Below are 22,644 nucleotides of genomic sequence, written 5' to 3'. Positions count from 1 at the left end.
TAGCGATGAAAAGCGTAAGCGAGCTGACAGACTTTTACTACAAAACCCTCTATCCCACACTTGAAAAACTGGAAAAGGATAGAAAAAATCTCAGTCACCGCATCATTATGGTTGGGGTTTTTCTCACGGTAATTGCGGGCGTTGCGGCATACTCGCTCAAAGGTTTTTATGAGTTTGTTCTCTTTGCTTACATCGCACTTGGGGGCATTGCTTATAAATTTCTACTCCATGACTACACGCATGAGTTTAAGATGAGCGTTATCAAACCGCTTGTTCACTCCATCGATGCAAGTCTGCTCTACTCCTCCACAACGCATGTCTCAGAGTATCTTTTTGAACACTCCAAACTCTTCTCCTCACCTGACAAACTCAGCGGCAATGACTACGTAAAAGGTCAGATTGACGGTATCAACATCCAGTTTTCAGACCTCCACGCCCAAAAAAAACATCAAAATTCAAAAGGTAAAGATACGTGGAGTACCATTTTTCAAGGGCTTTTTATCGTTGCGGATTTTAACAAACATTTTAGCGGTGAGACTATCGTCCTGCCAGATAGCGCGCAAAGCACTTTTGGAGAGCTTATAGGGCAATGGCTTCAGTCAAACAATGCCGCAAGAGATGAACTTGTCAAGATGGACGACCCAGAGTTTGAGAAGGAGTTTGTGGTTTACTCCAACGACCAGATAGAGGCACGCTACATCCTCTCGCACGCACTTATGAAAAAACTGCTAGATTTTAAGCACAAATCAGCACATCCCGTATATATCTCTTTTGTGGGAACGCATATCTACATGGCGATAAGCTATGACAAAGACCTCTTTGAACCCTCTGTTTTTCGCTCACTCTTAGAGTACAAAGTGGCAATGGAGTATGTAAAAACGCTTCATTTAGCCATCGGTGTTGTAGAAGAGCTCAAACTCAACCAAAAACTTTGGAGCAAAAGATGAGCGAGAGAGAGCTATTTTTACATAGTATCAAAGATTTTCTTACTCCAAAAATGCTCAAATTTTCCATCTTGCCTTTTCTCATAACGCTTGTGGTTATGTATGGCTTCTTTTTTGGTTTGGCGGGGATGGGAGTGGAGCAGCTTGGAACTTTGCAAGTTGAGAGTTCGCAAACCACCATCCAAAACGGCGTACCACACACAGAGAGCCTGAGTGCGCAACTTGAGGGCTCTTCCATCATCAAGTTTCTTATGAGCTACACACTTACCTCATGGCTGGCAACCTTTCTTATCTATACCGTGGGAGGTTTTTTAACCATCTACCTCTCTGTTTTTATAGCAGTTATCGTTATTGGTTTTTTGACCCCTTTTGTCTTAAAAGAGTTGCAAGCACGGCACTATAAAGATGTTACGATGACAGGACATTCCAACCCCATAATGGCTCTATTTTTAGCACTTAAATGGGCAGCGGTAATGCTTTTTCTCTTCTTTCTGTTCATCCCCCTTTACTTTATCCCGCTTCTAAACATCATAGCACTCAACATCCCTCTTTACTACTTTTTCCACAAAATGCTCACCTATGACGTCGCTTCAACCATCTGCACCAAAGAGGAGAACAAGCAAATCGGCTACTTTAGCGGCAATAAACTCAGAGCAAAAACAGCGGGACTTTATCTGCTCTCGCTTGTTCCTTTTGTTATCTTCTTTACAGCGATCTTTTTTGTGATTTACTTAGGACATACCTATTTTCAAGAGGTAAGAAAAATAAGAAATTAATCTTTTTTTTATAAATTCGCATTATAATTTTGAAAAGGATTTGTTATGATAGTGAAAATTTTTCTTCCTCTTTTGCTACTCTTTTTAAGTGCATGTGACAAACCGCAATCGACCAAAGAGCTTGATGGAAAAGCTCTTTTAGAGCAAAAATGCGCATCTTGCCATGATCTAAGTGTACCTCCGCTTCTGCGTGAAAAAGAGGTGGCTCCACCGATGATGGCGGTTGCTTTTCATGTTTATGATTTTATAGAGGCGAGTGATGAGTCACAAAAGCTCTATAAGGCTATCGATTTTGTCGTTGACTACGTCAAAGAGCCAAGCCTTGAGAAGGCTTTTTGCGATAAAGAGAGCCTCAAGAAGTATGGTCTTATGCCTTCGCTCAAAATAAGTGTGAGCGATGATGAGAGCAGAGCCATAGCAAAGTATATGTTCTCGCACTTTACACCCAAAAAACTCTCCGAGTCAATGGAGGCAAAAGCAAAGTATGACGCACTCCCTGAGGGTGAGAAAATCGCGCTCAAATACAACTGTATGGGATGTCATAAAAAAGAAAAAGATCTCGTAGGACCATCACTAAAGAAGATTCAAGAGAAATTTGCGGCAAATAAAGAGGCGATGAAGCAAAGTATCCAAAATGGAAGTCAGGGGAAGTGGGAAAAAAGAGCGGCTATGCCCTCTTTCAAACAGATAGAAGCAAAAGAGCTTGAGACATTGGCGGAGTGGATAGTCACACTCCCCTAGTCTTAAAAGTCAAAAATATCAGCTAAAAAGCTCTCTTTTTTCTTTTTATAGTACCCATCATGAGAACGTGGCGCATCGTCGTAGCGTGGTTTCTCATAGTGGCTTTTTTGCCCATAAGATGGCTGTTGCTCTTTTTGACTATGGCTTTGAGTCGCTGAGCGCTCTATAATCTTGTCAAGCTCTCCCCTATCAAGCCACACACCTCTACATGATGGGCAGTAGTCTATCTCCACACCGCTTCTCTCACTCATCACCAAAGAAACATCTTTACAAACAGGACACTGCATCGTACTCTCCTTTTTTTAAAAAAATTGTAGCAAAGGCAGATAAATAGATGGATTTACACTACTTTTGTATCTGCAAATCATCCATCATTGCGTCAATGAGTTTTGCAAAAAGTGCCTCTTTTTGTTCACCTTTGTAGTCCATATATGCGGAGTAGATTTTTTGCTCTTTATAAAAAAGTTCTATGGCTACAAGTCCATCAAAACTATAGTCCGAGGATGTTTTTGAGAGTGGGTTAGTGCAGGCTTTTTTATAGTCTCTGTGTTCGGCTCTGAGTCTATACGCAGAGGATGCAACTACAAAGTCTCTTTTTTGCATGATACTCTCTACGCTCTTTTTTGAAAATGCATCGTTAGCGGCAATCTCTATGGAAGGGATATGCACGCCAACTTTGCTTTTATCATGGATGTTTGTGTAAAGCTTCCCGTCACATCCTAAAAAAAGAAGTGCAAAAAGAAACAAAAAAACTTTTTTCATTATAATTTGGAAATATGCTCTCCAAGTGCTGTTATCTGCGCATCGTTAAGTTTTGAGACCTGAGAGCCCATCAAACCTTTCATCGCACCGCCGTAAGTTCCGTTTTTATACCCTTGAAGTGCATCTACAGTTTTTTGAACACTCCACCCTTTTATCGGCTGTGATTTGCCAAGTGCAGGTTTGGAACCATCCACGCCGTGACATCCTGAGCAAACCTGATAAAGTGCAGCACCATCCACACTCGCCTCTGGAGCTTGCGCAACTGCAGCGACCTCTGTAGAAACCTCTTGTGGCGCCACTGCTACTGCCTCTTTGGGTGTTTCTTGTACAACCTCTTTTGGAGCCTCTTGCACAACAGGAGCTGTTTTTACCTCTTGAGCAACCTGCTCTTTTGGCGTTACCACCTCTTTTTGCGCCACTTGCTCACTCTGCTTTTTCTCATCACTACACCCTACCATAAACAACACTGCGGTTGCTAAAAAAACTCTTTTCATTTTTGTTCCTCTATTTTAGATGCATCCATTATAGCCCCATTTAGACTAATCATCGCCCTCTCCTTTCAAAACCATCGCTCTGTAACTCTCATCTTTTGGGACAAGCCCCGCTTCATAGAGAAACTGAGATGGCAAAAAGTTCATCTTTTTGATTTTGTCAAATTTGGCATAGCTAAGATAGAGTATATCTTTGGCACGGGTAACTGCGACGTAAAAGAGGCGGCGTTCCTCGTCAAGTGAACCGCCACGCTGCATGAGTTTGCGGTTTGGAAAACGTCCGTCCATCAAGTCAACGATATAAACCTCTTTGTACTCCAGACCTTTGGAAGCATGGACGCTTAGCAGGTTTACCCCCTCGCCTTGCGTAAGGTCTGATGAGCCTAAAATCATAGCGTTTAAGAAGCGTTCATGCTCACTGTATGGCACGGAGAGTTCTTCAAGCAAAATCATCTTTCGCTTTATCCGCACTAGCGATTCGGCTTTTTGCTTCTCGTCAATCGTCCCGTCTTTAAGCAACGCTCTTTTACTTGAGAGTTGTTCTGCTATGTAGGTGTAGATGGCGGAATCTGCGATTTTTTTGACGATGGTACGAGGCTGTTTTACACCTTTTAGGTCACGAAAAAGAAGATAAAAATCGTGCAAAAATGTCGCACTCTCTTTTGTGAGTTTTGGGTGTTTTAAGATGGGATTTTTCATAAACTTCTCTTCAAAGTTGCATTTTGCAAACTTTGCCACACTTCCAAGCTCCAAAAAATCATCAAAAAGCCCTAGCTGATGGTTGAGTTTTCTCTTCTCAAAAGGGTTGGTTATGGAGACATCCGGAGCGTAAAGTCCATAAAAGATACTCCCATGTCCAAGGCGTTTGAGTGCAATGTATATCTCTTTTGCCATCGCACTCCCGACCCCTTTTGCAAACTCAAAAAGGTGGATAAACGCCATCATGTCGGATTCATTGACAAGCAGTGTGTAAAAATCCAAAACCGCTTTTACTTCACGTGCATCAAAAAAACTCGTCCCACCTTTTCTCCTACAGTTGATGCCAAGCTCACGCAAAGCCACCTCTATACCATCGGCGGAGGAGTTGTTGCGAAAGATAACGGCTATCTCATCACGCACTGTTTGTGTTCTGCTTATCTTGTGAGCGATGTCGTGGTACTGGTCAAAAAGCTCATCATACGCCAGAAGTTTCGGAGGTTCTGCGTGCTGTACTCTTGTCACTTCGAGTTTTTTTGGGTAAATCCTCTCGTTGTACTCTATGACTTTTGAAGCAAGCGAGAGGATGGGGACGGTGGATCGGTAGTTTTTTGTCAAGGTATGAACCGTGGCATTTGGGTATTTTTTGGAAAATGAGCCGATGATGGAGATATCCGCACCGTTAAATGCGTAAATACTCTGGTCATAATCCCCAACGCAAAAGAGAGATGGTGGGTTCATGGCATCTATGAGCGTGCCTTGAAGTGCGTTGGTATCTTGATACTCATCCACAAGCACCTCTTTGTATCCAAGCTCTTTGGTGGCGCATAGTTTGCGAAAGTTGAGCAGCAAATCGTTAAAATTGACAAAGCCGTACTCTTTTTTAAGTGCTTCAAACTCATCCACGATATCGGCGTAAATCATCGCAAAAGGCTCATGTTCCGGGTATTTTGACTTTATCCAATCTTCAAAATGGGCGTTTAACTCCGTGTTTTGGTAAAAAGAGTAAACATCATAAAGATAGTTTCCGCCATAAGGCGCAATCTCCGCTCCCAAATGCCCAAAAGAGCGTTTTTCATAGACACTTCTAAAGAGCGTTTTAAGCTCTCGCTGCTGTTTTAAAACGACCTTTTTATCATCCTTTTTAAGCCATCTGTAACTCACCGCATGAAAAGTTCCCGCATCTATCTTTGAAGCCACATCTTTGCCAAAATAGTCCGCTACCCTCTGAACCATCTCGGCGGCGGCTTTGTTGGTAAAGGTAAGAAGCAAAATCTCGCTAGGTTTGGCACCGCTGCCCAGCAAGTGGGCAATGCGCCCCACGATGGTAGATGTCTTGCCCGTTCCCGCTGAAGCAATGATGAGATTTTGTGTTGCTTTGGATGTAGCGGCAAGATACTGCTCTGCATTGAGACGGGAAAGTGGCACATCTGCTCCTACGGTAATTTTGAAGCGTGATTATACTTAGAAAGGTTTAAACCCAGATTTTACCTAATATGTTTTATAACAAAAAATAATACGACCTTTCAATAGAATTTAAAAAAACTATCACTATAATGGTTCTATCTGCAATGTTTCAAAGGGGTAGAACATGCAAGAAAAAGAGTTAAATAGAAGATCTTTTTTACAAAAAAGCGTTTATGGCATAGGTTATACTCTTTTGGGCGGTGTTGTGTGGAGTGCGTATCTTACAAAGTCCCAAGCGCAAACGCTTGCTCTTCGCCCTCCTGCCGCTCTCAGCGAGAAGGATTTTCTAGCATCCTGTCTGCATTGCGGGATGTGTGTGAGTGCTTGTCCGTTTGATGTGCTTAAACTCGCCACCGTTTCCGATGATGTACCGACAGGTACGCCATACTTTACCCCACGAGAAAATGCGTGCCGCCTCTGCATCGATGTTCCGTGTGCGAGTGCATGTCCGACAGATGCGCTCAACCTTGAACGCCTTACAAAAAAAGGGCACTTCTCCATCAACAACGCCAGAATGGGACTTGCCACCATCAACACTGCATCATGTTTAGCGTATTTGGGGCTTCAATGTACCATGTGCATCCGTGCCTGTCCGCTTGAAGATGTCGCTATCATGCAAAAAAACGAACGCAACGAACGCACGGGGATGCACGCCTACCTTACGCCCGTCGTCAACCCTGATGCCTGCACGGGATGCGGTCTGTGCGAACACGCTTGTCCTACCAACACCCCATCTATCAAAGTGCTTCCTCTCTTTTTATCGGCGTATGAGCGTGGGTCACACTATGTTGTGGGATGGGATAGAGAGGATGAGGCAAGGGCAAAGAAAAACACGGCGGATGTTACGATGGAGAAGACCAAACGCAATGAAAAAAGCGCACTTGACAATGTAAACGATGTCGATGGCATCTTAAAGGGGATCTACAAATGAGCAAACTTTTCAGATACAGATACTATCTCGCACGCCGCACCACACAACTTCTTGTGCTTGGTAGCTACTTTTTGGCAAATCTCTATGGGTGGGAGATGCTCAAAGGAAACCTAAGCTCATCTCTTTTGTTTGGATTTATCCCGCTTAGCGACCCCTTTGCAACGCTTCAAACCTTTCTTGCGGGGGCTGTTCTCTCGGCGGATGTTTTAATCGGTGTGGCTGTCGTACTCTTTTTTTACGGAGTTGTCGGGGGAAGATTTTTTTGTTCATGGGTCTGCCCCGTCAACATCATCACCGAAACCGCCGCCGCACTTAGAAGAAAACTTGGTCTTGGAAGCAAAGATGCGCCATCTCTTTTAAGCCGTCAAGTCCGCTACTGGGTTATCGTGCTGACACTTCTTCTCTCATTTGTCTTCTCTATCTCGGCATTTGAAGTTATCAGCCCCATAGGCATAGCGCATCGAGGCATCATCTTTGGTTTTGGGATTGGGTGGTTTTTTCTTTTGGCACTCTTCTTTTTTGACCTTTTTTCCCAAAAATACGGTTGGTGCGGACACATCTGCCCGCTTGGCGGGTTTAACGCGCTTGTGGGCAAATACTCACTTATCAAAATCAGCCATGACGTGGACAAATGTATCCACTCGCAAGAGTGTTTTTTAGTCTGCCCAGAGGTTCAAGTTTTATCATCGGTGGGCAAAAAGAGCTACATCATCACGGGAAAAGAGTGCATAAAATGTGCCAGATGTATAGAAGTTTGCGATAGCGGCGCATTTGAGGTCTCTATCGTGGGCATAGCAAAACAGTTAAAGGAGGGAGCATGAAGTTATTTATAATTTTTCTATTTTTAGGGGTTTACGCTCTTTTTGCCAGAGAGCTAACGCCCTACAAAAGCATCAAAGTAGGTGATGCGATGAGTGATTTTGTAAGAGCGGATGGGAAGCTAATCGTGGCGACTAAAGAGAGTAGCCTTGCCATTTACAATCTTGCAAGCGCTGCTCTTGTAGAAAAAATCACTATTGCTAAGCAAACAAGCATTTTGGGGGATGAAATCGGCATCATCATTGCAAGTGTAGATAGTTTTGATGGTAGGATTATCTTCTCGACAAGACACGTTGATTCATGGGGAGACATCTACCTTTATGAGCAAAAAAAGCTTACTAAACTCTTGGATGCTTCACAAAAGATAGCCCCAAAAGAGATAAAGTTTGCAAACACCAACCAAATTATCATCAACACGATGGAAAATGAACTCATCCTTTTTGACATACCAAAGAGAGAGTTTCTCTACAAAACTCCTCTCAACGAAGCAAGTTTTTCAGACTTTGTGTTAAGTGAGGACAAAAAAACTCTCTTCACCGCCAACGAAGTACCCATCGTTTTTAAGGTAGAAGTGCAAAGCGGAAAAATCTTACAGAGTTACGAAGAGGCAAACAAGCGCGACATCTTTACCATCGACTACAAAAGTGGCATACTTGCAACAGGTGGCAAAGACAAACGCCTTGTGCTCTACAAATCTCCAAAGAGCTTCGCGATGACAAACGCAGATTTTTTCATAAGCAGCGTAGCGCTAAGCCCCGATGCAACGCAAGTAGCATTTAGCAAAAATGAGGATGACGATATCGCGGTGGTAGAAACAGAGAAGCTCAAAGAGTTGTATCTGCTCAAAAAACATACGACGAAAATAGTAAAAATAGATTTTATCTCAAATAGCGAACTGCTCACTGCTGATGAGGGGGGAACGCTTTACTTTTGGAAGCTAGATGCAAAGTGATTTTGTTCGCAACAACACTCATTGCGAACAAAGGCAAATGTATTTAAATCTGCACAAATCCAGAGGGTTTTACGCCACAAACCGGACAATTTTCTGTTGGCTCTCCTATCTCTATGTAACCACAAAGCGGACAGAGATAAATCCCTACTTCATCAAGGTCTCTTCCCTCACGAACTGCTTCAAGGGCTTTTTTGTAAAGCTCGGCATGAACTTTTTCAGCTTCCATCGCCCAGCCAAACATTTTCTTTGCTTTATGTCCCTCAGCAACTGCTTGCTCATACATAGGCGGGTACATATCTTCATACTCGTAAGTCTCTCCGCTGATTGCCGCTTCGAGGTTCTCTAGCGTTGAACCTATCTTGTCCATCGCCTTTAAGTGACCCTCAGCGTGGATTTTCTCAGCTTCTGCGGTTGTACGGAAAAGCTTTGCGATATTTGTAAAACCGTCTTTTTGCGCTTGTTTCGCAAATGCGCTGTACTTTTGGTACGCTCCGCTCTCTCCGCTAAATGCTACTTCTAAATTCTCTTTTGTATTTGGCATGATGCTTCCTTTGTTGTTTTATGGGCATAGATTGTACCTTTGATAAGTTAATACTCACTAGATTTTAGCTATAATCGCGAACTTTTAAACCAGAAAAATCAAGGTAAACAACCATGTCAAACAGCTACGAACCGCAACTTACAGAAGATAAATTTTATAAAATTTGGGAAGAGAGAGGCTACTTTGAAGTAGATGGCAACAAAGCCATTCAAGAAGAGGGAAAAAACTTCTCCATCATGATGCCTCCACCAAATGTTACGGGCAGACTTCACATAGGGCACGCACTTACATTTACGCTTCAAGACATCATCACCCGTTACAAACGCATGGACGGCTACAAAACTCTTTGGCAACCAGGGACTGACCATGCGGGGATTGCGACGCAAAATGTCGTTGAAAAACAGCTTCTTGCAGAGGGAACGACTAAAGAGGAGATTGGCAGAGAGGCATTTTTAAAAAGAGCGTGGGAATGGAAAGAGGAGTCAGCAGGCATCATGACTTCACAGCTGCGTAAAATGGGCGTAAGTCCCGCTTGGAAGAGAGAGCGATTTACCATGGATGAGGGGCTTCAAAAGTCCGTGAAAGAGGCGTTTGTCCATCTCTACAACCAAGGGCTTATCGTTCGTGGAAACTACATGGTAAACTGGTGTACGCATGACGGCGCACTTAGCGACATAGAAGTTGAGCATGAAGACCATGACGGCAAGTTTTACCATATCCGCTACCCGTTTGCGGACGGAAGCGGCTTTGTAGAAGTTGCAACAACGAGACCTGAAACCTACTTCGGCGATACTGCCGTTATGGTGCATCCCCAAGATGAACGCTACAAGCATCTTTTAGGCAAAAAAGTAAAACTTCCGCTTACAAGCAGAGAAGTAGCCATCATCGCCGATGAGCATGTAGATATGTCCTTTGGAACGGGTGTGGTAAAAGTCACTCCCGCACACGACCAAAACGACTATGAAGTTGGCAAAAGACACGACTTGGAGTTCATCACGGTTTTTGACGAAAAAGGAATTTTAAACGAGTATGCAGGGGAGTTTCAAGGTTTAGAGAGACTTGCAGCTCGTGAGATTATCGTCAAAAAACTTCAAGATGAGGGCTTTATAGTAAAAATTGAAGACCACAAACATCAAGTCGGACACTGCTACAGATGTAAAAATGTAGTCGAACCTTACATCTCAAAACAGTGGTTTGTCAGAAGCGAAGTGGCAAAGAAGTCGATTGAAAAAACTAACAACGGCGAAGCGAAATTTTTCCCGCCGCATTGGATAAACTCCTACAACTCTTGGATGGGAGATTTGCGTGACTGGTGTATCTCTCGTCAGCTTTGGTGGGGGCATCAAATCCCTATTTTTTACTGCGGTGATTGCGACCATGAGTGGGCAAGCCTTAAGGATGCAGAGCATGCGTGTCCAAAGTGTGCTTCAAAAAACATCTCTCAAGACCCAGATGTGCTTGATACTTGGTTCAGCTCCGCACTCTGGCCGTTTTCGACACTTGGCTGGGGGAATGGCGATGTGGATATGGACAAGCTTTTCACTTCACAAGATATGAAAGATTTTTATCCAAACTCGCTTCTCATCACAGGTTTTGATATCCTCTTTTTCTGGGTGGCTAGAATGATGATGATGGGAGAGAGTTTTGTGGGCGAACTACCGTTTAACCACATCTATCTTCACGCACTTGTTCGTGATGAGCATGGACAGAAGATGAGCAAATCAAAAGGCAATGTTATCGACCCGCTTGATATGGTAGAAAAATACAGTGCCGACATACTCCGCTTTACTCTTGCCATCTCTGCGGCGCAAGGGCGTGATATCCGTATGAGTACGGACAAACTGGAGCAGAACCGCAACTTTACAAACAAGCTCTACAATGCGGCAAAATTCCTTCAAATGAATGTTGAAACATTCCCTGACTTGAGAGGATTTTGTGTTGAGAGCGACCTTGGAAGGTACATGCTCTCTCGCCTCAACATGGCTACACTTGAAGTTCGCACATGTATGGATGAGTACAGATTTAACGATGCCGCAACGGTGCTTTACCGCTTTTTATGGAATGAGTTTTGTGACTGGGGGATTGAACTTAGCAAGGCGGACAAAGGTGCTATCGTAGAGCTTGGAGCGATTTTTAAAGAGGCTATGAAGCTTCTTCATCCGTTTATGCCATTCATCACAGAGTATCTCTATCATGAACTCTCAGGCACGAGCTTAGAGAGCGGCGAGTCGATTATGCTTATGAAGTATCCGTTTAAAACTAAAAAACGAGAGAGGGATGAGGCGAAATTTGAGCTTATCATGGACGCTATCGTCTCTATCCGCCGTGCCAAAGTTTTGGTTGATTTGGCAAACCAGAAGATAGAAAAAGCTTATGTCAAGATGGAGGGCATCTCCGAGAAAGAGCAAGAGTCGATGAGACCGTTTATCTCAAGACTTGCAAAAGTAGAAGTTGTAGAGTTTACGGACACAAAAGTAGAAAATGCGATAAGCGACATCTCTCAAAAGTGCGAAACATTTATCCCGACACAAAGCATCGACCTCACGCCTATCATCAGCCGTCTCACAAAGCAGGATGAGAAGCTTCAAAAAGAGATAGACAAAATCGGCGGTATGTTAAACAATGAACGCTTTGTCGCAAATGCGCCGGAAGATGTTTTGGCAAAAAACCGTGAACTTTTGGCAGATGCACAAGATAAGCAGACAAAAGTAAGAGAGCAGTTACACTCACTGCAAAACTAAAATGAGCAAACTTTTCGAACCCAAACTTTTTACTCTGCTCAAATCAGGCATTAGCAAAGAGCAGCTTACCACTGATATCTTTGCGGGTATCGTGGTGGGCATCGTTGCTCTTCCTCTCTCTATCGCTTTTGCGGTGGCTTCGGGAGTATCGCCTGAAAAAGGGCTAATTACCGCTATTGTTGCGGGTTTTCTTATCTCGTTTTTGGGCGGAAGCAGAGTACAAATCGGCGGTCCGACGGGAGCTTTTATCGTCATCCTCTATGCTATAGTTGAACAGTACGGCGTGGATGGTTTGATGGTCTCTACCATGATGGCAGGGGTTATTTTGATTGTTTTTGGGCTTTTGCGCCTTGGCAATCTTCTCAAATACTTTCCCCATCCGCTCATTGTAGGCTTTACAAGCGGTATTGCGGTCGTTATCTTCTCCACCCAGATAAAAGATGCGCTTGGGCTTCCTATCGACAAACTACCGTCGGAATTTTATGAAAAGTGGATGGTTTACTTCTCACACCTAAATGAAGCCAACCTTTATGCCGTGGCAATTACCGCTACAACCATACTTATTACACTCTACTCCAAACATATCACAACAAAAATCCCCGGTTCATTTCTCGCCATCATACTTATAACGCTTATCGTGCAAATATTTGCAATTCCAGTAACTACGATTGAGTCTTTTTTTGGCGAGATTCCGAGCAGTTTTAGTTTTGCGCTCCCATCCGTAGAGTTTAGCACGCTCCACATGTACATCGCCCCTGCTCTTACCATCGCTCTTCTTGGAGGCGTTGAGTCTCTTCTCTCGGCAGTTGTAGCGGATGGTATGATAAGCGCAAAACACCGCTCAAACACAGAGCTTATAGCGCAAGGCATAGCAAATGTCATCACTCCCTTTTTTGGGGGTATCGCCGCAACGGGAGCAATCGCCAGAACTGCAACCAATGTCAAAAACGGTGCGAGAACACCCATAGCGGGCATAGTTCATGCACTCACACTTCTTTTTATCATGCTTGTTTTTGCAAGTTACGCAAAACTTATCCCTATGGCTTGTTTGGCAGGAATCTTGATAGTCGTCTCCTATAACATGAGCGAATGGCGTTCTTTCGTTGCTATTTTAAGAGGTTCTCCTTTTGATATCATCGTTTTGCTGAGTACCTTTTTGCTCACGGTATTTGTCGATTTAACGGTAGCTATCCAAATCGGTGTCGTACTCTCCTCGCTTCTTTTTATGAAACGTATGGCAGACATCGGCATAAACACTCCATCTCGTGTGGATAGCGATGTTTTGGAGGATTACTCAAATGTTCCGGAGGGCATTAGCATCTATGAGATAAGCGGTCCACTCTTTTTTGCCTCCGCAAAACAGTACTCAGAGGTTATCAAAAACATAGGCTTTCAAAGCCAAATCCTCATCATCCGCATGCGCCACGTCCCTTTTGTGGATGCAACGGCTCTGCATAACTTTGAAGAGATGATCAAAATCTTACAGCATGCAGGAGTAAAGATAGTGTTATCCGGAGTTCAAGAGAGTGTTTTAAAAGAGCTTAACAAAGGGGGCGTTGTCTCTCTTGTAGGAGATGAAAATATCCTTAGCTCTTTCTCAAGGGCGCTTTTTTATGCAAAAGAGCTTTTACCAAGCTCCGCAGATGGCTCTCCAAGATAGTATCCTTGTGAGTATTCGATGCCAAGTTCTTTCACTTTGGCTTGAACCTCTGCGCTATGGACAAACTCTGCGATGATTTTAATATTGCTTTTTTTACATAATAAGATAACTGCCTCTACAATAATGAGACTTTTTTTATCTTCTAGAATATTTTTGATAAAAGAGCCATCGATTTTGAGATAATCAGGTGAAAATTCCAAAAGCCTCGAGAAGTTTGAACTCTGGCTTCCAAAATCATCGATAGCGATTTTAAACCCATGGCGTCTTAGGGAGTTGAGCTGCTCTAGTATCTCAGGGGTGTTGAGGGTGTCGATATCTTCGAGGATTTCTAAAACCACTCTTGATGGCAAAATACCATACTTCTTTGCATTTTTGAGCAAAAACTCCTCTAAAAAGTTGAGATAGAGATCTGTATTGGTGATGTTGATAGAAAATTCATCCTCATTCGCACTAAACATCTTAAAACTCTGTGCAATAACTGTTTTGGTCACAAGAGAGAGCGTTCCTGTAAGCTTTGAAGCCTCCATAAATCTCATAGGAGGCGTGAGGATGCCATTTTCACAAATGCGGATAAGGCACTCATACTTTTCTACTCTGTTGGTTGCATTGTTGAGTATCGGCTGGTAGTAAGTAACTAGTCGCTCCTCTTCAAAAGCCTCTTTAATCTTATGTATCCAGTAGATATTTTCCTGCTGTTTTTTGATAAAAGCAGAACCTGCATCATAAATCTTAAACGATGCGCGCTTATGCTCTCGAAGCTCTTCAATCGCCGTTCTAGCTTGATTGAGTATCTCACATCCGCTTCCTATGGCGATACCTACACTGATGGAGACTTTGATGTTTAGGTTTTTGGCTATCTCTATCTCGGTTTGGTCAAAAAAGGAAATCATCGAACTTGCCGCATCTGAGAGTCTTTGCACGCTCATCATCTCTAAACAGACAATCGCGAACTCATCGGAGTTGATGCGAAAAAGCTTAGAAGTGTATGGTTTTGCCAAAGAGAGAAGCTCCGCTATACGCACAAGCACCCTGTCTCCCGTCTCAAATCCGTAGTTGTTATTAATATTGTTAAAATTATCGATATCAACCAAAAAAATATTTGCATGTTTCAAATCTTGCAAATACTCAATCAAAGCAAATCTGTTTGCAACATTGGTTAAAGAGTCATAGTGTGGTGTTTGCATCATTTAGTCCTGCTTTACAACGATATATTCTACTGGTTTTATAGCTCTATACTTTGGCATACTCATCCCTAGAGTTGCATTCACATAAGTCGGGTCGGCAACAACAAACCTTTTAGATTTTACACTCACACTATCTCCCTCAAGAGGGATATAAAGTGCCGTTGCCATGTGGTCTTTATATTTTACTCCCACAACATTTATACCGAAAAACTCTTTGATGAGAGAAGAGAAAAGAACCGCTCTATCTTCACAATCGGATTTGTCATAGTAGAGCGTCTCTTGCGCAAACATCACTTTTTCGCGTGAAAACTGCTCATTATCTTGCTGATAGACAAAGGCATTCTGCACAAAATGGAGCATAAAATTGATAGCTTCACTCGCTTTTTTTCCGCTGATATGCTCTTTAAAAGCGATACTCAAATCACTTAAAGTGCTTTTTTCAAGCGGTGTATTAAAAAAAGTTTCATAATCTGCTTGTGGGTATGTTGCCATAAAGTCTATAAGATTTTTATTGTAAGCAAAAGGGATGCTATAACTCTTTCCTTGCAAAGAGAATTGAAGCAGTTTTTGTTGCCTCTTTAGCACAAAATTTGGGAGTTTTTCCAAAGAGAGGTCAAGCTCTTTTGTCGCATTTGGATACTCTTGCTCATAAGAAAAAACCCGCCCCGCACTCCCTTTTGCATAGTTGGCGACAACATAGTAGTTTTTGTTTGCAAAACTGTATCTTGGCGTAGCGTAGATGGTTTTTTGCGCATAGTGCATCAAAACTGTGTGCCCATTTGCTATGCCGATTTTAACCGCATAGCCGAGTTTGTTTAGCAAAAACCAACTTAAGAGATTTGCATTATCTGGATTTGATGTCGCCATTTGCGAGATTTTTGTCACTAAAAGATAAAGACCCCAATCATTGAGTTCCATCTCTTGTGCTGTAGTTTGAATGTCAGATATAAGCGTCTCATACTCGCTTGAAGCTGCGGTTGTAAAAAAGTTAGTTATCCCGCTCTGATTTTGCGGATAAAAGTTGCTTTTTTTAAGACTCTCAGAGACGTCAAACGCCATTTTTGTCCCAAAAAAATCAAAAGAGAGTGCTTTTTGTTTGATAATTTGAGGTTTTACCTCAGCGACAACAGAGTTGTTTGTATCTTCTTTGATTTGAAGATATATTTTTGGACCAACAGGATTTTGTGCTTGAGGTGCTGCGGGAGTAATTTCTAAGGGTTTTGGTTCTTCATAAAGAGGCGTGGGCTTTTGCTCGCTAAACGCTTTCCACTCCCCTTTAAGATATTTTTCAAAGGCGCTATCTCTTTCATCTTTGTAGCTTTTAAAAGACTCGACTTGAACTTTTTTAAAATCCTTAAAACTCTGCTGCGCATAAAGCGGTGTCAATGCCAGCAGAAACCAGAGACTAAAACGGCCACACAGATTGAACAATTTTTGATCCCCACCCCTGCTCTGTCGCACGTTCCACATCCCCTTGTGTTTTATAAAGAATCTTCGCCTCACTCATCTGTGAAGAGTTGATTGTGTTACTCTGATCAATGTCATAAGGACGGATAACACCGCCTATCTGAATAATCTGCTTTTGGTCATCTATGAGAATCTCTCTGCTTCCAGAGATAAAGTAGTTCCCATTTTCTAGAACTTTGACTATTCTCGCAGAAACAGTCGTTTTAAAAGAGGCATCTTTAGTTGCACTTCCCTGCCCTTGGTATGCACTCTCAGAACCTGCATTAAAGCCTATATTGGCAATGCCATTAAGTTTGTTTACTGCAGAATTTACCGCTGAGTTTGTTCCAGTTGAAGTAAAAGCACCGCCGCCAAGACCAAGCGAATCGCTCTCGCTAAGCTGTTTTGAACCTGTATTTGAACTCTTTGCCGTCTCTGAGATAACCACGGTCACGATATCATTGACATGCATCGCTTTGTGATCAGAAAAGAGAGGATTATCACCCTGCCCAAAAATGCTCCCAACTGAAGTAAAATCTTTTCTATCTTCACGCGATGGCATCTGCTCCACATAAGCAGGCGGCTCAAAATCAATCTCAGGCTCTGTTAACTTTGCAGTACACCCAGAAAAAAACAGTATAGCATAAATAGGTAGTAAAAACAGTAAAAACTTCTCTCTCATTATATCTCTCTTAAAATTTTATCTTTTTATTTCGTTATAATCATAGCAAGAATAGTTCCAAAGAAAAAGGCAAAAGTATGCGTTTAAGAGATAAAATCAGTGAAGATGTAAAAGAGGCTATGAAAGCCAAAGATGCAAAAAAAAGAGATGCGCTAAGACTTCTTATGAGTGCTTTTAAACAGATAGAAGTTGATGAGCGCAAAGAGTTAAGTGACGATGATGTCATCAAAATCATCCAACAGCAGATCAAAAGAAGAGACGATGCCGCCGAGCAGTACAAAAATGCAGGACGTGAAGAGTTGATGCAAAACGAACTCGATGAAATCGCCTACTATCAAACATATCTCCCAGCCCAACTAAGCGACGATGAACTAACCTTGGCGCTCAAAGAGATAATAGCAAAAGTAGGTGCTTTAAGCATCAAAGATATTGGAAAAGTGATGGGAGCAGCGAGCAAAGAGCTATCAGGCAAGGCTGATGGCAAAAGAATCAACGAGTGTGCGAAAAGTTTGATTGGCTAAAAAAATTATTTGGGGGCAAGGGGCAAAAACCCCTTGGCATTACCTAAGTAACGGTGCAAATACACACATAAGCAGTAATGCGAATACAAGCTTATCCATAAAGAACCCCCTCTAAATGTGAACTTTGGAGGACAAAAAAAAAGGCTAGTGGTTCATGACTCCCACTAACCTTATATTGTCACTCCATCGCTCACATGAAGAAAATTGTATTCGCATAAAAATTGTACCACAAAAAAATTAAAAATCAACCAAACTTCAGTTTTCTAAGTGCCGCCTCTTCATCGTCTTGACGCATAAGAGATTCGCCTACTAAAAAAGCATCCACACCAGCTTTACTTAAATCTTCCAGCTGTCCATGCTCATAGATACCGCTCTCTGCAACGATAACTTTTCCGTTTGGTATCATTGGGATAAGCTCATAAGAGAGGTTCATGTGCATCTCAAAAGTTTGGAGGTTTCTGTGGTTTATGCCGATGATGTCACTTCCTGCATAGATAGCTTTTACCAAATCGCTCTTGTCATGCACCTCAACCAACGCTTCCATACCGAGATGTCGTGTATAGCCCAAAAGCTCTTTTAGTTCGCTCTTGCTCAGTGCCGCTGCAATAAGTAGTATAAAGTCTGCACCATGAACCATCGCTTCAAGTATCTGATACTTTGTAACGATAAAATCTTTTCTAAGAAGCGGGATGCCCACATATCTTCTAATCTGCCCCAGATAGTCGAGATTTCCCTGAAAAAAGTGAGGTTCTGTCAAAATCGAGATAGCACTAGCACCGCCACGCTCATAGCTTTGTGCTATTGCAATTGGGTCGAAATTTTCTCTTATCACGCCTCTTGATGGGGATGCTTTTTTTACCTCAGCGATGATTCTATAAGGGTCCTCAGGTGTAGCTGTGAGGTATGGAAAAACATCACGTGGCGCTCTTGCGTTAAAAGCAAGTGAACGTCCCAACCAGTCAAGTGAAAACTCCTTCTCTCTTTTTATAACATCTTCTCTTGTTTTTTTGATTATCTCATCTAAAATCATTTTTGTTCTTTTTTCCTTTTTTGAATTTTCTCGCACTCTTCTATCGCCTTAGCATGCTTCACAACCTCTTCATTGTCTCCGCCTTGCATCGTACGAATTTTTTTCATAATTTTTGCCGCTTCACTGCATTTTTGAAGTTTATAGTATCCCCATGCAAGAGAATCAAGATAGTAAGCAGAATTTGGCTCAATTTTGAGTGCTTCTTGCACATAGACGATTCCTTTTTTTACATCAACATCATGGTCTATAAGCAGATAACCCAGATAGTTGAGATACATCGCATCTTTTTTTATCTCTATAACCTCTTTTAGCTTTGCGATAACGCTCTTTTGCATCGCTTTGTCATTTTTATCTTCACTGCTCTCATACTCAAATATAGCACTTTGCCCTAAAAAAAGAGCATCTCCGCTCTCTTCATAAAGCTCCCCTGCCATAGCAGCTGCTTTTTTATACGCTTTTTCTTGGATATAAAGCTGCAATAAAAGTTCATTATCGCTTTTGCTCTCTTCTAAAAACTCTCTCATTTTTGGATACTCTCGTTTATATCCATAAATCTGCACTATTTTTTTTGCTATCTCACTGTTGTTCTCTAGCTTATACATCCTCAAGTAGGTGGATACGAGTGCATCTACATCATTTTCGTTACTATAAAATCCTGCTAGCATGTTGCAGATGTCAACAGAACAACCGTAGATTCTTGAGTAGGTTTCAAGCTGTGCGATTGCATCTTTTTTTCTCTCAAGATTCATATACAAAATAATCGCCATCTTACCCATAATTTTCTCGTTATGTTCGATTGCGTAGGCACTCTCAAGCGACTTGAGCGCCTCTTCATACTCTTTGAGTTTGACATAAATATCACCCACCAAAAGATAATCATCAACATTTTTAGAATTTGTAGCAAGTTTTAGAGCCGCTTCTTTTGCATCTTCTAGTCGGTTTTGTCTCATAAGCGCTACAACTTTAAATCTCTTGAGCTCTACATCTTCTATCGTTAGCGCGGCTGCATCGGCTTTTTGGACTATTTTCTCATACTGCTGTGCTGCCATATCATTTTTGAGCGCACGGTAGAAGTACTCTTTTTTATCCGTCTCTTTGTAAAGAGATTCAAACATCTTCGATGCACTCTCATAATCACCCAACTCTTCTGCATAAAGTGCGGTAAGTATGTAAATATCCTCATGCGCAAAGCTTTTTTCATACCCTTTTGGCTCACTCGGGCTATGCATAGCACAACCGCTAAAGAGAACAAAAAGAAGCAGTGCCATACACACTTTTATATTACGAAGCATCCACAACTCCTGGGCATTCAAGTTTTAGCTCATCAACTCTTGTTTTAAAATAATCCCAAAAAGGAAAAGTTCTGCACTGCATAGGGCGTACCTCATAAATCATGCAACCATTAGACGCTCTGTCATAAAAAGCACACTCATAGCTATCTTCCGCTTTGCGCTCCTTGATGGAGTATTTGTAGCCGTTTTTGAAGAGAAATTTTTGCATAAACGTATCAGCCTCAAGCCCCAAAAACGAGGCGATGGCTTCTATCTCTTGCGGGTTGACATAGATGTACCCGCTCTCTCCCGTACAACATTTAGCCTGACAAGCAGCGCATGCAGAAGGGTCAAAAGAGTAGCTAAATCCCTCTTGTGTTATTGTATTTGACATTTTATACTCTGCGCCTTTGCTTTTGCATATATCTCTTTTGCCTTTTGCGAAAACTCATCCCCATTAAAACTGATAAACGGCTCCCAAACTTTCATAAGCGATTTTGAACCGTTTCTTGCATGCACCATCACAAGCGATGCAGCTCTGTCGTTTTTTGGATGCACAAACTGCACATCCACCGCTCTCATTTTGACCCTCTCAAGCTCTGCACAGATAAGCCCAAACTGTGAAGCATCATAACAGAAGATAAAGTGTGCATTTGGTTTGAGCAGCTTTGAGGCTTTTTTAAAAAATTTATCCAACGGTAAATTGATATTATAGCGTGCGTTAAATAATATCTCGTTTTGGCTCTTAGTCACACCGTCATGATAAAAAGGAGGATTTGAGATGATGTAGTCATACTTCACATCCTCTTCAAGCTCCAAAAAATCTTTTTTATGTATCTTGTAAGCTATCTTGTTTACTCTTGCGTTGATGGTAGCATACTCCACAAAAACATCCTGCTTCTCAACCGCTTCAAGTTCTACTTTTGGATGCTCTTTTGCCACCAAAAGCCCGACAACTCCACACCCTGCCCCGACATCAAGAACTCTTCCCTTTGGGCAAAATGAGCTGATAAAATCATATAAAAAGATAGAATCGCTGTTGTAACAGTAGCCCGAAGATGGCTGATAAAGAAGCATTAAAAACCTTATCTGATATAATTATGCAATTATATCTCATACCAAATATAATTAACTATATTTAGTATAAAAGGCTTTAAATGATAATTATTCCTGCAAGACTTGCTTCAACAAGGTTTCCTCAAAAAGTATTGGCTGATATCGGTGGTTTGCCGATGGTGGTTAGAACGGCAAAAAGAGTTGCGCATCTTGATAGAGTTGTGGTGGCAGCGGACGATGAGCAGATTATCTCTGTTTGCAAGGCGCACGGCATCGAAGCTATGCTTACATCCACCACGCACAAAAGCGGTACAGACCGTATCAACGAATGCGCAAACATCCTAAACCTAGCAGATGATGAGATAGTCATAAACGTACAGGCAGATGAGCCATTCATAGAGAGCGGAGTTGTAGAGGCGTTGCAAAAAAGATTGCAGTTTTTACAAGAACAAAACGAGCCTTTTGTTATGGCAAGCTGTTACAATGCCATAAACACCGAATCAGCCCTTGACCCAAATCTCGTAAAAGTAGTCCTTGATGCCGCACACAACGCTATCTACTTCTCCCGCTCACCCATCCCTTTTAACAGAAGCGGAGAGGCAAACTATTTCGGACATATCGGAATTTACGGTTTTGACAAAAAAAGCCTTCAAGAGTTCTGTAGCCTAGAGGATGCACCGTTAGAAGATATAGAAAAACTAGAACAACTCCGTGCGATTTATCATCAAAAAAAGATAAGCATGGTCAAGGTAGCAAGTACAGGGTTTGGAATAGATACCGAAGAAGATTTGAGAAGAGCGGTGGAGATTTTTTTATAGAAATTCCGTTATAATCAACGTAAATCACGAAGGAGTGAGGATGGGTGCTTTAGAATTGGATTTTATGCCGTCATATACTTATGAAGAGTATAAAAATTGGGAAGGAAAATGGGAGATTATCAACGGCGTAGCTTACGCTATGAGTCCTGCGCCTATGATAAAACATCAGAGTATCAGTGCGAAAATTGCAAGATATTTAGATGAAGCTTTAGAGGGTTGCGAATTTTGTCAAGCACTTCTTCCTATAGACTGGAAGATAGACGAACATACGGTTGTGCAGCCTGACAATCTTGTTATCTGCCACATACCGCAAAATGAAGCTTACATCCAACAAGCACCCGAAATCATCTTTGAAGTTCTCTTAAAATCTACTGCTTCAAAAGATATAAACCTAAAACACAAAATCTACGAAAAAGAGGGCGTAAACTACTATATCACGATCAATCCTGATGGTGAAGTTGCCAAAATTTACCACCTTAAAGATGGACGCTATATAAAACTTTGTGACACACATGACGCTAGCGTAAAATTTGAACTTGAGAAATGCAGTATTGATTTTGATTTTTCTAAGATTTGGTAGGGGTTGGGGGATTTTTTCTAATTTTCTCGAAAAGTTTACTTTTCGTAGCTTTAGGGGGTTGCAAGGGACATTTTGTCCCTGCCACTAAAACGGACGAGTTCGTTTTAGTGCGTAACATCAAATAATTAGATATTATCTCTAATACCTAGTTCTGCAACTAGTTTGAGATAAGCATCTTTATTTGTCTTTTTGAAATACTTCATAAGACGGCGGCGCTGTCCTACTAATTTTAAAAGACCAAGTCTTGATGCGTGATCTTTTGTAAACACTTTTAAGTGTTCAGTTAAGTCACTGATTCTATTTGTTAATAGTGCAATTTGAACTTCACTTGAACCAGTGTCATTCTCAGTACGACCGAATTTTGCAACGATTTCTCGTTTTTTAGCCAAATCTAAAGCCATGGTGGCCTCCAAAAGGTATATAATCTAACAGTCACACAAATCAGTGCATAAAGTTGAAACGAAATAATATCTGATTTTGCCTTTTATTTCAACTTCTTTTGATATAATCTTTTTAAAAATCTGACCTTACGCAC

Annotated in this window: 24 protein-coding genes; 11 read left to right on the top strand and 13 right to left on the bottom strand. The window is 41.8% G+C overall.

Annotated elements, in window-relative coordinates; all coding sequences use genetic code 11:
* Nucleotides 1–5 precede the first annotated feature (5 nt).
* Genes AC6H4V_RS03930 through AC6H4V_RS03920 form a run of 3 tightly spaced genes read left to right on the top strand, consistent with a single transcriptional unit; the run spans nucleotide 6 to nucleotide 2,461 of the window.
* Nucleotides 6–947 (top strand): DUF3137 domain-containing protein, encoded by a 942-nt coding sequence (locus AC6H4V_RS03930; RefSeq protein ID WP_497607550.1) that lies wholly within the window; start codon nucleotides 6–8, stop codon nucleotides 945–947.
* Nucleotides 944–1,720, top strand: a complete 777-nt coding sequence (locus AC6H4V_RS03925; RefSeq protein ID WP_497607549.1) for an EI24 domain-containing protein — start codon at nucleotides 944–946, stop codon at nucleotides 1,718–1,720. The genes AC6H4V_RS03930 and AC6H4V_RS03925 overlap by 4 nt, the downstream gene beginning before the upstream one ends.
* Before the next feature lie 45 nt (nucleotides 1,721–1,765).
* Nucleotides 1,766–2,461 (top strand): c-type cytochrome, encoded by a 696-nt coding sequence (locus tag AC6H4V_RS03920; RefSeq protein ID WP_497607548.1) that lies wholly within the window; start codon nucleotides 1,766–1,768, stop codon nucleotides 2,459–2,461.
* Nucleotides 2,462–2,463: 2 nt separating this feature from the next.
* Here the strand turns inward: AC6H4V_RS03920 and AC6H4V_RS03915 are convergent, their stop codons facing one another.
* The 4 genes from AC6H4V_RS03915 to AC6H4V_RS03900 are packed head-to-tail and all read right to left on the bottom strand — an operon-like array spanning nucleotide 2,464 to nucleotide 5,838.
* On the bottom strand, nucleotides 2,464–2,748 hold the full coding sequence (locus AC6H4V_RS03915) for a TFIIB-type zinc ribbon-containing protein (protein WP_497607547.1): 285 nt from the start codon (nucleotides 2,746–2,748) through the stop codon (nucleotides 2,464–2,466).
* A gap of 58 nt (nucleotides 2,749–2,806) precedes the next feature.
* Nucleotides 2,807–3,223, bottom strand: coding sequence for a hypothetical protein (locus tag AC6H4V_RS03910; protein ID WP_497607546.1), 417 nt, complete (start codon nucleotides 3,221–3,223; stop codon nucleotides 2,807–2,809).
* A complete protein-coding gene (locus AC6H4V_RS03905; RefSeq protein ID WP_497607545.1) occupies nucleotides 3,223–3,717 on the bottom strand; it encodes a c-type cytochrome in 495 nt (164 codons plus the stop codon). Before AC6H4V_RS03905 ends, AC6H4V_RS03910 begins: the two co-directional genes overlap by 1 nt.
* A 45-nt stretch (nucleotides 3,718–3,762) precedes the next feature.
* Entirely contained in the window at nucleotides 3,763–5,838 is a 2,076-nt protein-coding gene (locus tag AC6H4V_RS03900) for an ATP-dependent helicase (RefSeq protein WP_497607544.1), read from the bottom strand.
* Between the two features lie 163 nt (nucleotides 5,839–6,001).
* Here AC6H4V_RS03900 and napG point away from each other — a divergent pair, with 163 nt between their 5' ends.
* From napG to AC6H4V_RS03885, 3 genes are read left to right on the top strand one after another with little or no spacing between them, the layout of a single operon-like run.
* Nucleotides 6,002–6,808 carry a ferredoxin-type protein NapG gene (gene napG / locus AC6H4V_RS03895; protein ID WP_497607543.1) on the top strand — a complete coding sequence of 269 codons (807 nt, stop codon included), beginning with the start codon at nucleotides 6,002–6,004 and terminating at the stop codon, nucleotides 6,806–6,808.
* Nucleotides 6,805–7,629 (top strand): quinol dehydrogenase ferredoxin subunit NapH, encoded by an 825-nt coding sequence (gene napH, locus AC6H4V_RS03890; protein ID WP_497607542.1) that lies wholly within the window; start codon nucleotides 6,805–6,807, stop codon nucleotides 7,627–7,629. The genes napG and napH overlap by 4 nt, the downstream gene beginning before the upstream one ends.
* The gene (locus AC6H4V_RS03885) at nucleotides 7,626–8,579 is read left to right on the top strand and encodes a WD40 repeat domain-containing protein (RefSeq protein ID WP_497607541.1); all 954 of its coding nucleotides are present in this window, start codon (nucleotides 7,626–7,628) and stop codon (nucleotides 8,577–8,579) included. The genes napH and AC6H4V_RS03885 overlap by 4 nt, the downstream gene beginning before the upstream one ends.
* A 43-nt stretch (nucleotides 8,580–8,622) precedes the next feature.
* Here AC6H4V_RS03885 and AC6H4V_RS03880 read toward each other — a convergent pair whose 3' ends face one another.
* Nucleotides 8,623–9,120 carry a rubrerythrin family protein gene (locus tag AC6H4V_RS03880; RefSeq protein ID WP_497607540.1) on the bottom strand — a complete coding sequence of 166 codons (498 nt, stop codon included), beginning with the start codon at nucleotides 9,118–9,120 and terminating at the stop codon, nucleotides 8,623–8,625.
* 113 nt (nucleotides 9,121–9,233) lie between these two features.
* Here AC6H4V_RS03880 and AC6H4V_RS03875 point away from each other — a divergent pair, with 113 nt between their 5' ends.
* Nucleotides 9,234–11,861: a valine--tRNA ligase gene (locus tag AC6H4V_RS03875; RefSeq protein ID WP_497607539.1), complete on the top strand. Its 2,628-nt coding sequence runs from the start codon at nucleotides 9,234–9,236 to the stop codon at nucleotides 11,859–11,861.
* Nucleotide 11,862: 1 nt separating this feature from the next.
* A complete protein-coding gene (locus AC6H4V_RS03870; RefSeq protein WP_497607538.1) occupies nucleotides 11,863–13,521 on the top strand; it encodes a SulP family inorganic anion transporter in 1,659 nt (552 codons plus the stop codon).
* Here AC6H4V_RS03870 and AC6H4V_RS03865 read toward each other — a convergent pair.
* The 3 genes from AC6H4V_RS03865 to flgH are packed head-to-tail and all read right to left on the bottom strand — an operon-like array spanning nucleotide 13,473 to nucleotide 16,833.
* Nucleotides 13,473–14,708, bottom strand: a complete 1,236-nt coding sequence (locus AC6H4V_RS03865; RefSeq protein WP_497607537.1) for an EAL domain-containing protein — start codon at nucleotides 14,706–14,708, stop codon at nucleotides 13,473–13,475. The two genes, AC6H4V_RS03870 and AC6H4V_RS03865, sit on opposite strands and share 49 nt — an antisense overlap.
* Complete coding sequence (locus AC6H4V_RS03860) at nucleotides 14,709–16,136, bottom strand: hypothetical protein (protein ID WP_497607536.1); 1,428 nt, start codon at nucleotides 16,134–16,136, stop codon at nucleotides 14,709–14,711.
* Nucleotides 16,111–16,833, bottom strand: a complete 723-nt coding sequence (gene flgH / locus AC6H4V_RS03855) for a flagellar basal body L-ring protein FlgH (RefSeq protein ID WP_497607535.1) — start codon at nucleotides 16,831–16,833, stop codon at nucleotides 16,111–16,113. Before flgH ends, AC6H4V_RS03860 begins: the two co-directional genes overlap by 26 nt.
* 77 nt (nucleotides 16,834–16,910) lie before the next feature.
* Between flgH and AC6H4V_RS03850 the strand changes: the two genes are divergently transcribed.
* A complete protein-coding gene (locus AC6H4V_RS03850; RefSeq protein ID WP_497607534.1) occupies nucleotides 16,911–17,354 on the top strand; it encodes a GatB/YqeY domain-containing protein in 444 nt (147 codons plus the stop codon).
* A 244-nt stretch (nucleotides 17,355–17,598) separates the two neighbouring features.
* Here AC6H4V_RS03850 and trpC read toward each other — a convergent pair whose 3' ends face one another.
* Genes trpC through AC6H4V_RS03830 form a run of 4 tightly spaced genes read right to left on the bottom strand, consistent with a single transcriptional unit; the run spans nucleotide 17,599 to nucleotide 20,732 of the window.
* Complete coding sequence (trpC, locus tag AC6H4V_RS03845; protein WP_497607533.1) at nucleotides 17,599–18,384, bottom strand: indole-3-glycerol phosphate synthase TrpC; 786 nt, start codon at nucleotides 18,382–18,384, stop codon at nucleotides 17,599–17,601.
* Nucleotides 18,381–19,676, bottom strand: coding sequence for a tetratricopeptide repeat protein (locus tag AC6H4V_RS03840; RefSeq protein WP_497607532.1), 1,296 nt, complete (start codon nucleotides 19,674–19,676; stop codon nucleotides 18,381–18,383). Before AC6H4V_RS03840 ends, trpC begins: the two co-directional genes overlap by 4 nt.
* Nucleotides 19,666–20,049 carry a YkgJ family cysteine cluster protein gene (locus AC6H4V_RS03835; protein WP_497607531.1) on the bottom strand — a complete coding sequence of 128 codons (384 nt, stop codon included), beginning with the start codon at nucleotides 20,047–20,049 and terminating at the stop codon, nucleotides 19,666–19,668. The genes AC6H4V_RS03840 and AC6H4V_RS03835 overlap by 11 nt, the downstream gene beginning before the upstream one ends.
* Nucleotides 20,034–20,732 (bottom strand): tRNA1(Val) (adenine(37)-N6)-methyltransferase, encoded by a 699-nt coding sequence (locus tag AC6H4V_RS03830; protein WP_497607530.1) that lies wholly within the window; start codon nucleotides 20,730–20,732, stop codon nucleotides 20,034–20,036. Before AC6H4V_RS03830 ends, AC6H4V_RS03835 begins: the two co-directional genes overlap by 16 nt.
* A gap of 80 nt (nucleotides 20,733–20,812) precedes the next feature.
* Here AC6H4V_RS03830 and kdsB point away from each other — a divergent pair, with 80 nt between their 5' ends.
* Nucleotides 20,813–21,529 carry a 3-deoxy-manno-octulosonate cytidylyltransferase gene (kdsB, locus tag AC6H4V_RS03825; protein WP_497607529.1) on the top strand — a complete coding sequence of 239 codons (717 nt, stop codon included), beginning with the start codon at nucleotides 20,813–20,815 and terminating at the stop codon, nucleotides 21,527–21,529.
* Between the two features lie 40 nt (nucleotides 21,530–21,569).
* The gene (locus AC6H4V_RS03820; RefSeq protein WP_497607528.1) at nucleotides 21,570–22,109 is read left to right on the top strand and encodes a Uma2 family endonuclease; all 540 of its coding nucleotides are present in this window, start codon (nucleotides 21,570–21,572) and stop codon (nucleotides 22,107–22,109) included.
* 125 nt (nucleotides 22,110–22,234) lie between these two features.
* Here the strand turns inward: AC6H4V_RS03820 and rpsO are convergent, their stop codons facing one another.
* Complete coding sequence (gene rpsO / locus AC6H4V_RS03815) at nucleotides 22,235–22,510, bottom strand: 30S ribosomal protein S15 (protein WP_497607527.1); 276 nt, start codon at nucleotides 22,508–22,510, stop codon at nucleotides 22,235–22,237.
* Between the last annotated feature and the right edge of the window lie 134 nt (nucleotides 22,511–22,644).

This window comes from Sulfurimonas lacustris (assembly GCF_059705355.1).
Note: the sequence above shows the minus strand (reverse complement) of the source record. Positions and strands in the feature narration are given on the sequence as shown.

What these genes read in the sequence shown, in the direction of transcription:
- AC6H4V_RS03930 (WP_497607550.1), top strand. Translation starts at nt 6, where the DNA reads ATGAAAAGCGTAAGCGAGCTGACAGACTTTTACTACAAAACCCTCTAT.
- AC6H4V_RS03925 (WP_497607549.1), top strand. Translation starts at nt 944, where the DNA reads ATGAGCGAGAGAGAGCTATTTTTACATAGTATCAAAGATTTTCTTACT.
- AC6H4V_RS03920 (WP_497607548.1), top strand. Translation starts at nt 1,766, where the DNA reads ATGATAGTGAAAATTTTTCTTCCTCTTTTGCTACTCTTTTTAAGTGCA.
- AC6H4V_RS03915 (WP_497607547.1), bottom strand. Translation starts at nt 2,748, where the DNA reads ATGCAGTGTCCTGTTTGTAAAGATGTTTCTTTGGTGATGAGTGAGAGA.
- AC6H4V_RS03910 (WP_497607546.1), bottom strand. Translation starts at nt 3,223, where the DNA reads ATGAAAAAAGTTTTTTTGTTTCTTTTTGCACTTCTTTTTTTAGGATGT.
- AC6H4V_RS03905 (WP_497607545.1), bottom strand. Translation starts at nt 3,717, where the DNA reads ATGAAAAGAGTTTTTTTAGCAACCGCAGTGTTGTTTATGGTAGGGTGT.
- napG (WP_497607543.1), top strand. Translation starts at nt 6,002, where the DNA reads ATGCAAGAAAAAGAGTTAAATAGAAGATCTTTTTTACAAAAAAGCGTT.
- napH (WP_497607542.1), top strand. Translation starts at nt 6,805, where the DNA reads ATGAGCAAACTTTTCAGATACAGATACTATCTCGCACGCCGCACCACA.
- AC6H4V_RS03885 (WP_497607541.1), top strand. Translation starts at nt 7,626, where the DNA reads ATGAAGTTATTTATAATTTTTCTATTTTTAGGGGTTTACGCTCTTTTT.
- AC6H4V_RS03880 (WP_497607540.1), bottom strand. Translation starts at nt 9,120, where the DNA reads ATGCCAAATACAAAAGAGAATTTAGAAGTAGCATTTAGCGGAGAGAGC.
- AC6H4V_RS03875 (WP_497607539.1), top strand. Translation starts at nt 9,234, where the DNA reads ATGTCAAACAGCTACGAACCGCAACTTACAGAAGATAAATTTTATAAA.
- AC6H4V_RS03870 (WP_497607538.1), top strand. Translation starts at nt 11,863, where the DNA reads ATGAGCAAACTTTTCGAACCCAAACTTTTTACTCTGCTCAAATCAGGC.
- AC6H4V_RS03865 (WP_497607537.1), bottom strand. Translation starts at nt 14,708, where the DNA reads ATGATGCAAACACCACACTATGACTCTTTAACCAATGTTGCAAACAGA.
- flgH (WP_497607535.1), bottom strand. Translation starts at nt 16,833, where the DNA reads ATGAGAGAGAAGTTTTTACTGTTTTTACTACCTATTTATGCTATACTG.
- AC6H4V_RS03850 (WP_497607534.1), top strand. Translation starts at nt 16,911, where the DNA reads ATGCGTTTAAGAGATAAAATCAGTGAAGATGTAAAAGAGGCTATGAAA.
- trpC (WP_497607533.1), bottom strand. Translation starts at nt 18,384, where the DNA reads ATGATTTTAGATGAGATAATCAAAAAAACAAGAGAAGATGTTATAAAA.
- AC6H4V_RS03840 (WP_497607532.1), bottom strand. Translation starts at nt 19,676, where the DNA reads ATGCTTCGTAATATAAAAGTGTGTATGGCACTGCTTCTTTTTGTTCTC.
- AC6H4V_RS03835 (WP_497607531.1), bottom strand. Translation starts at nt 20,049, where the DNA reads ATGTCAAATACAATAACACAAGAGGGATTTAGCTACTCTTTTGACCCT.
- AC6H4V_RS03830 (WP_497607530.1), bottom strand. Translation starts at nt 20,732, where the DNA reads ATGCTTCTTTATCAGCCATCTTCGGGCTACTGTTACAACAGCGATTCT.
- kdsB (WP_497607529.1), top strand. Translation starts at nt 20,813, where the DNA reads ATGATAATTATTCCTGCAAGACTTGCTTCAACAAGGTTTCCTCAAAAA.
- AC6H4V_RS03820 (WP_497607528.1), top strand. Translation starts at nt 21,570, where the DNA reads ATGGGTGCTTTAGAATTGGATTTTATGCCGTCATATACTTATGAAGAG.
- rpsO (WP_497607527.1), bottom strand. Translation starts at nt 22,510, where the DNA reads ATGGCTTTAGATTTGGCTAAAAAACGAGAAATCGTTGCAAAATTCGGT.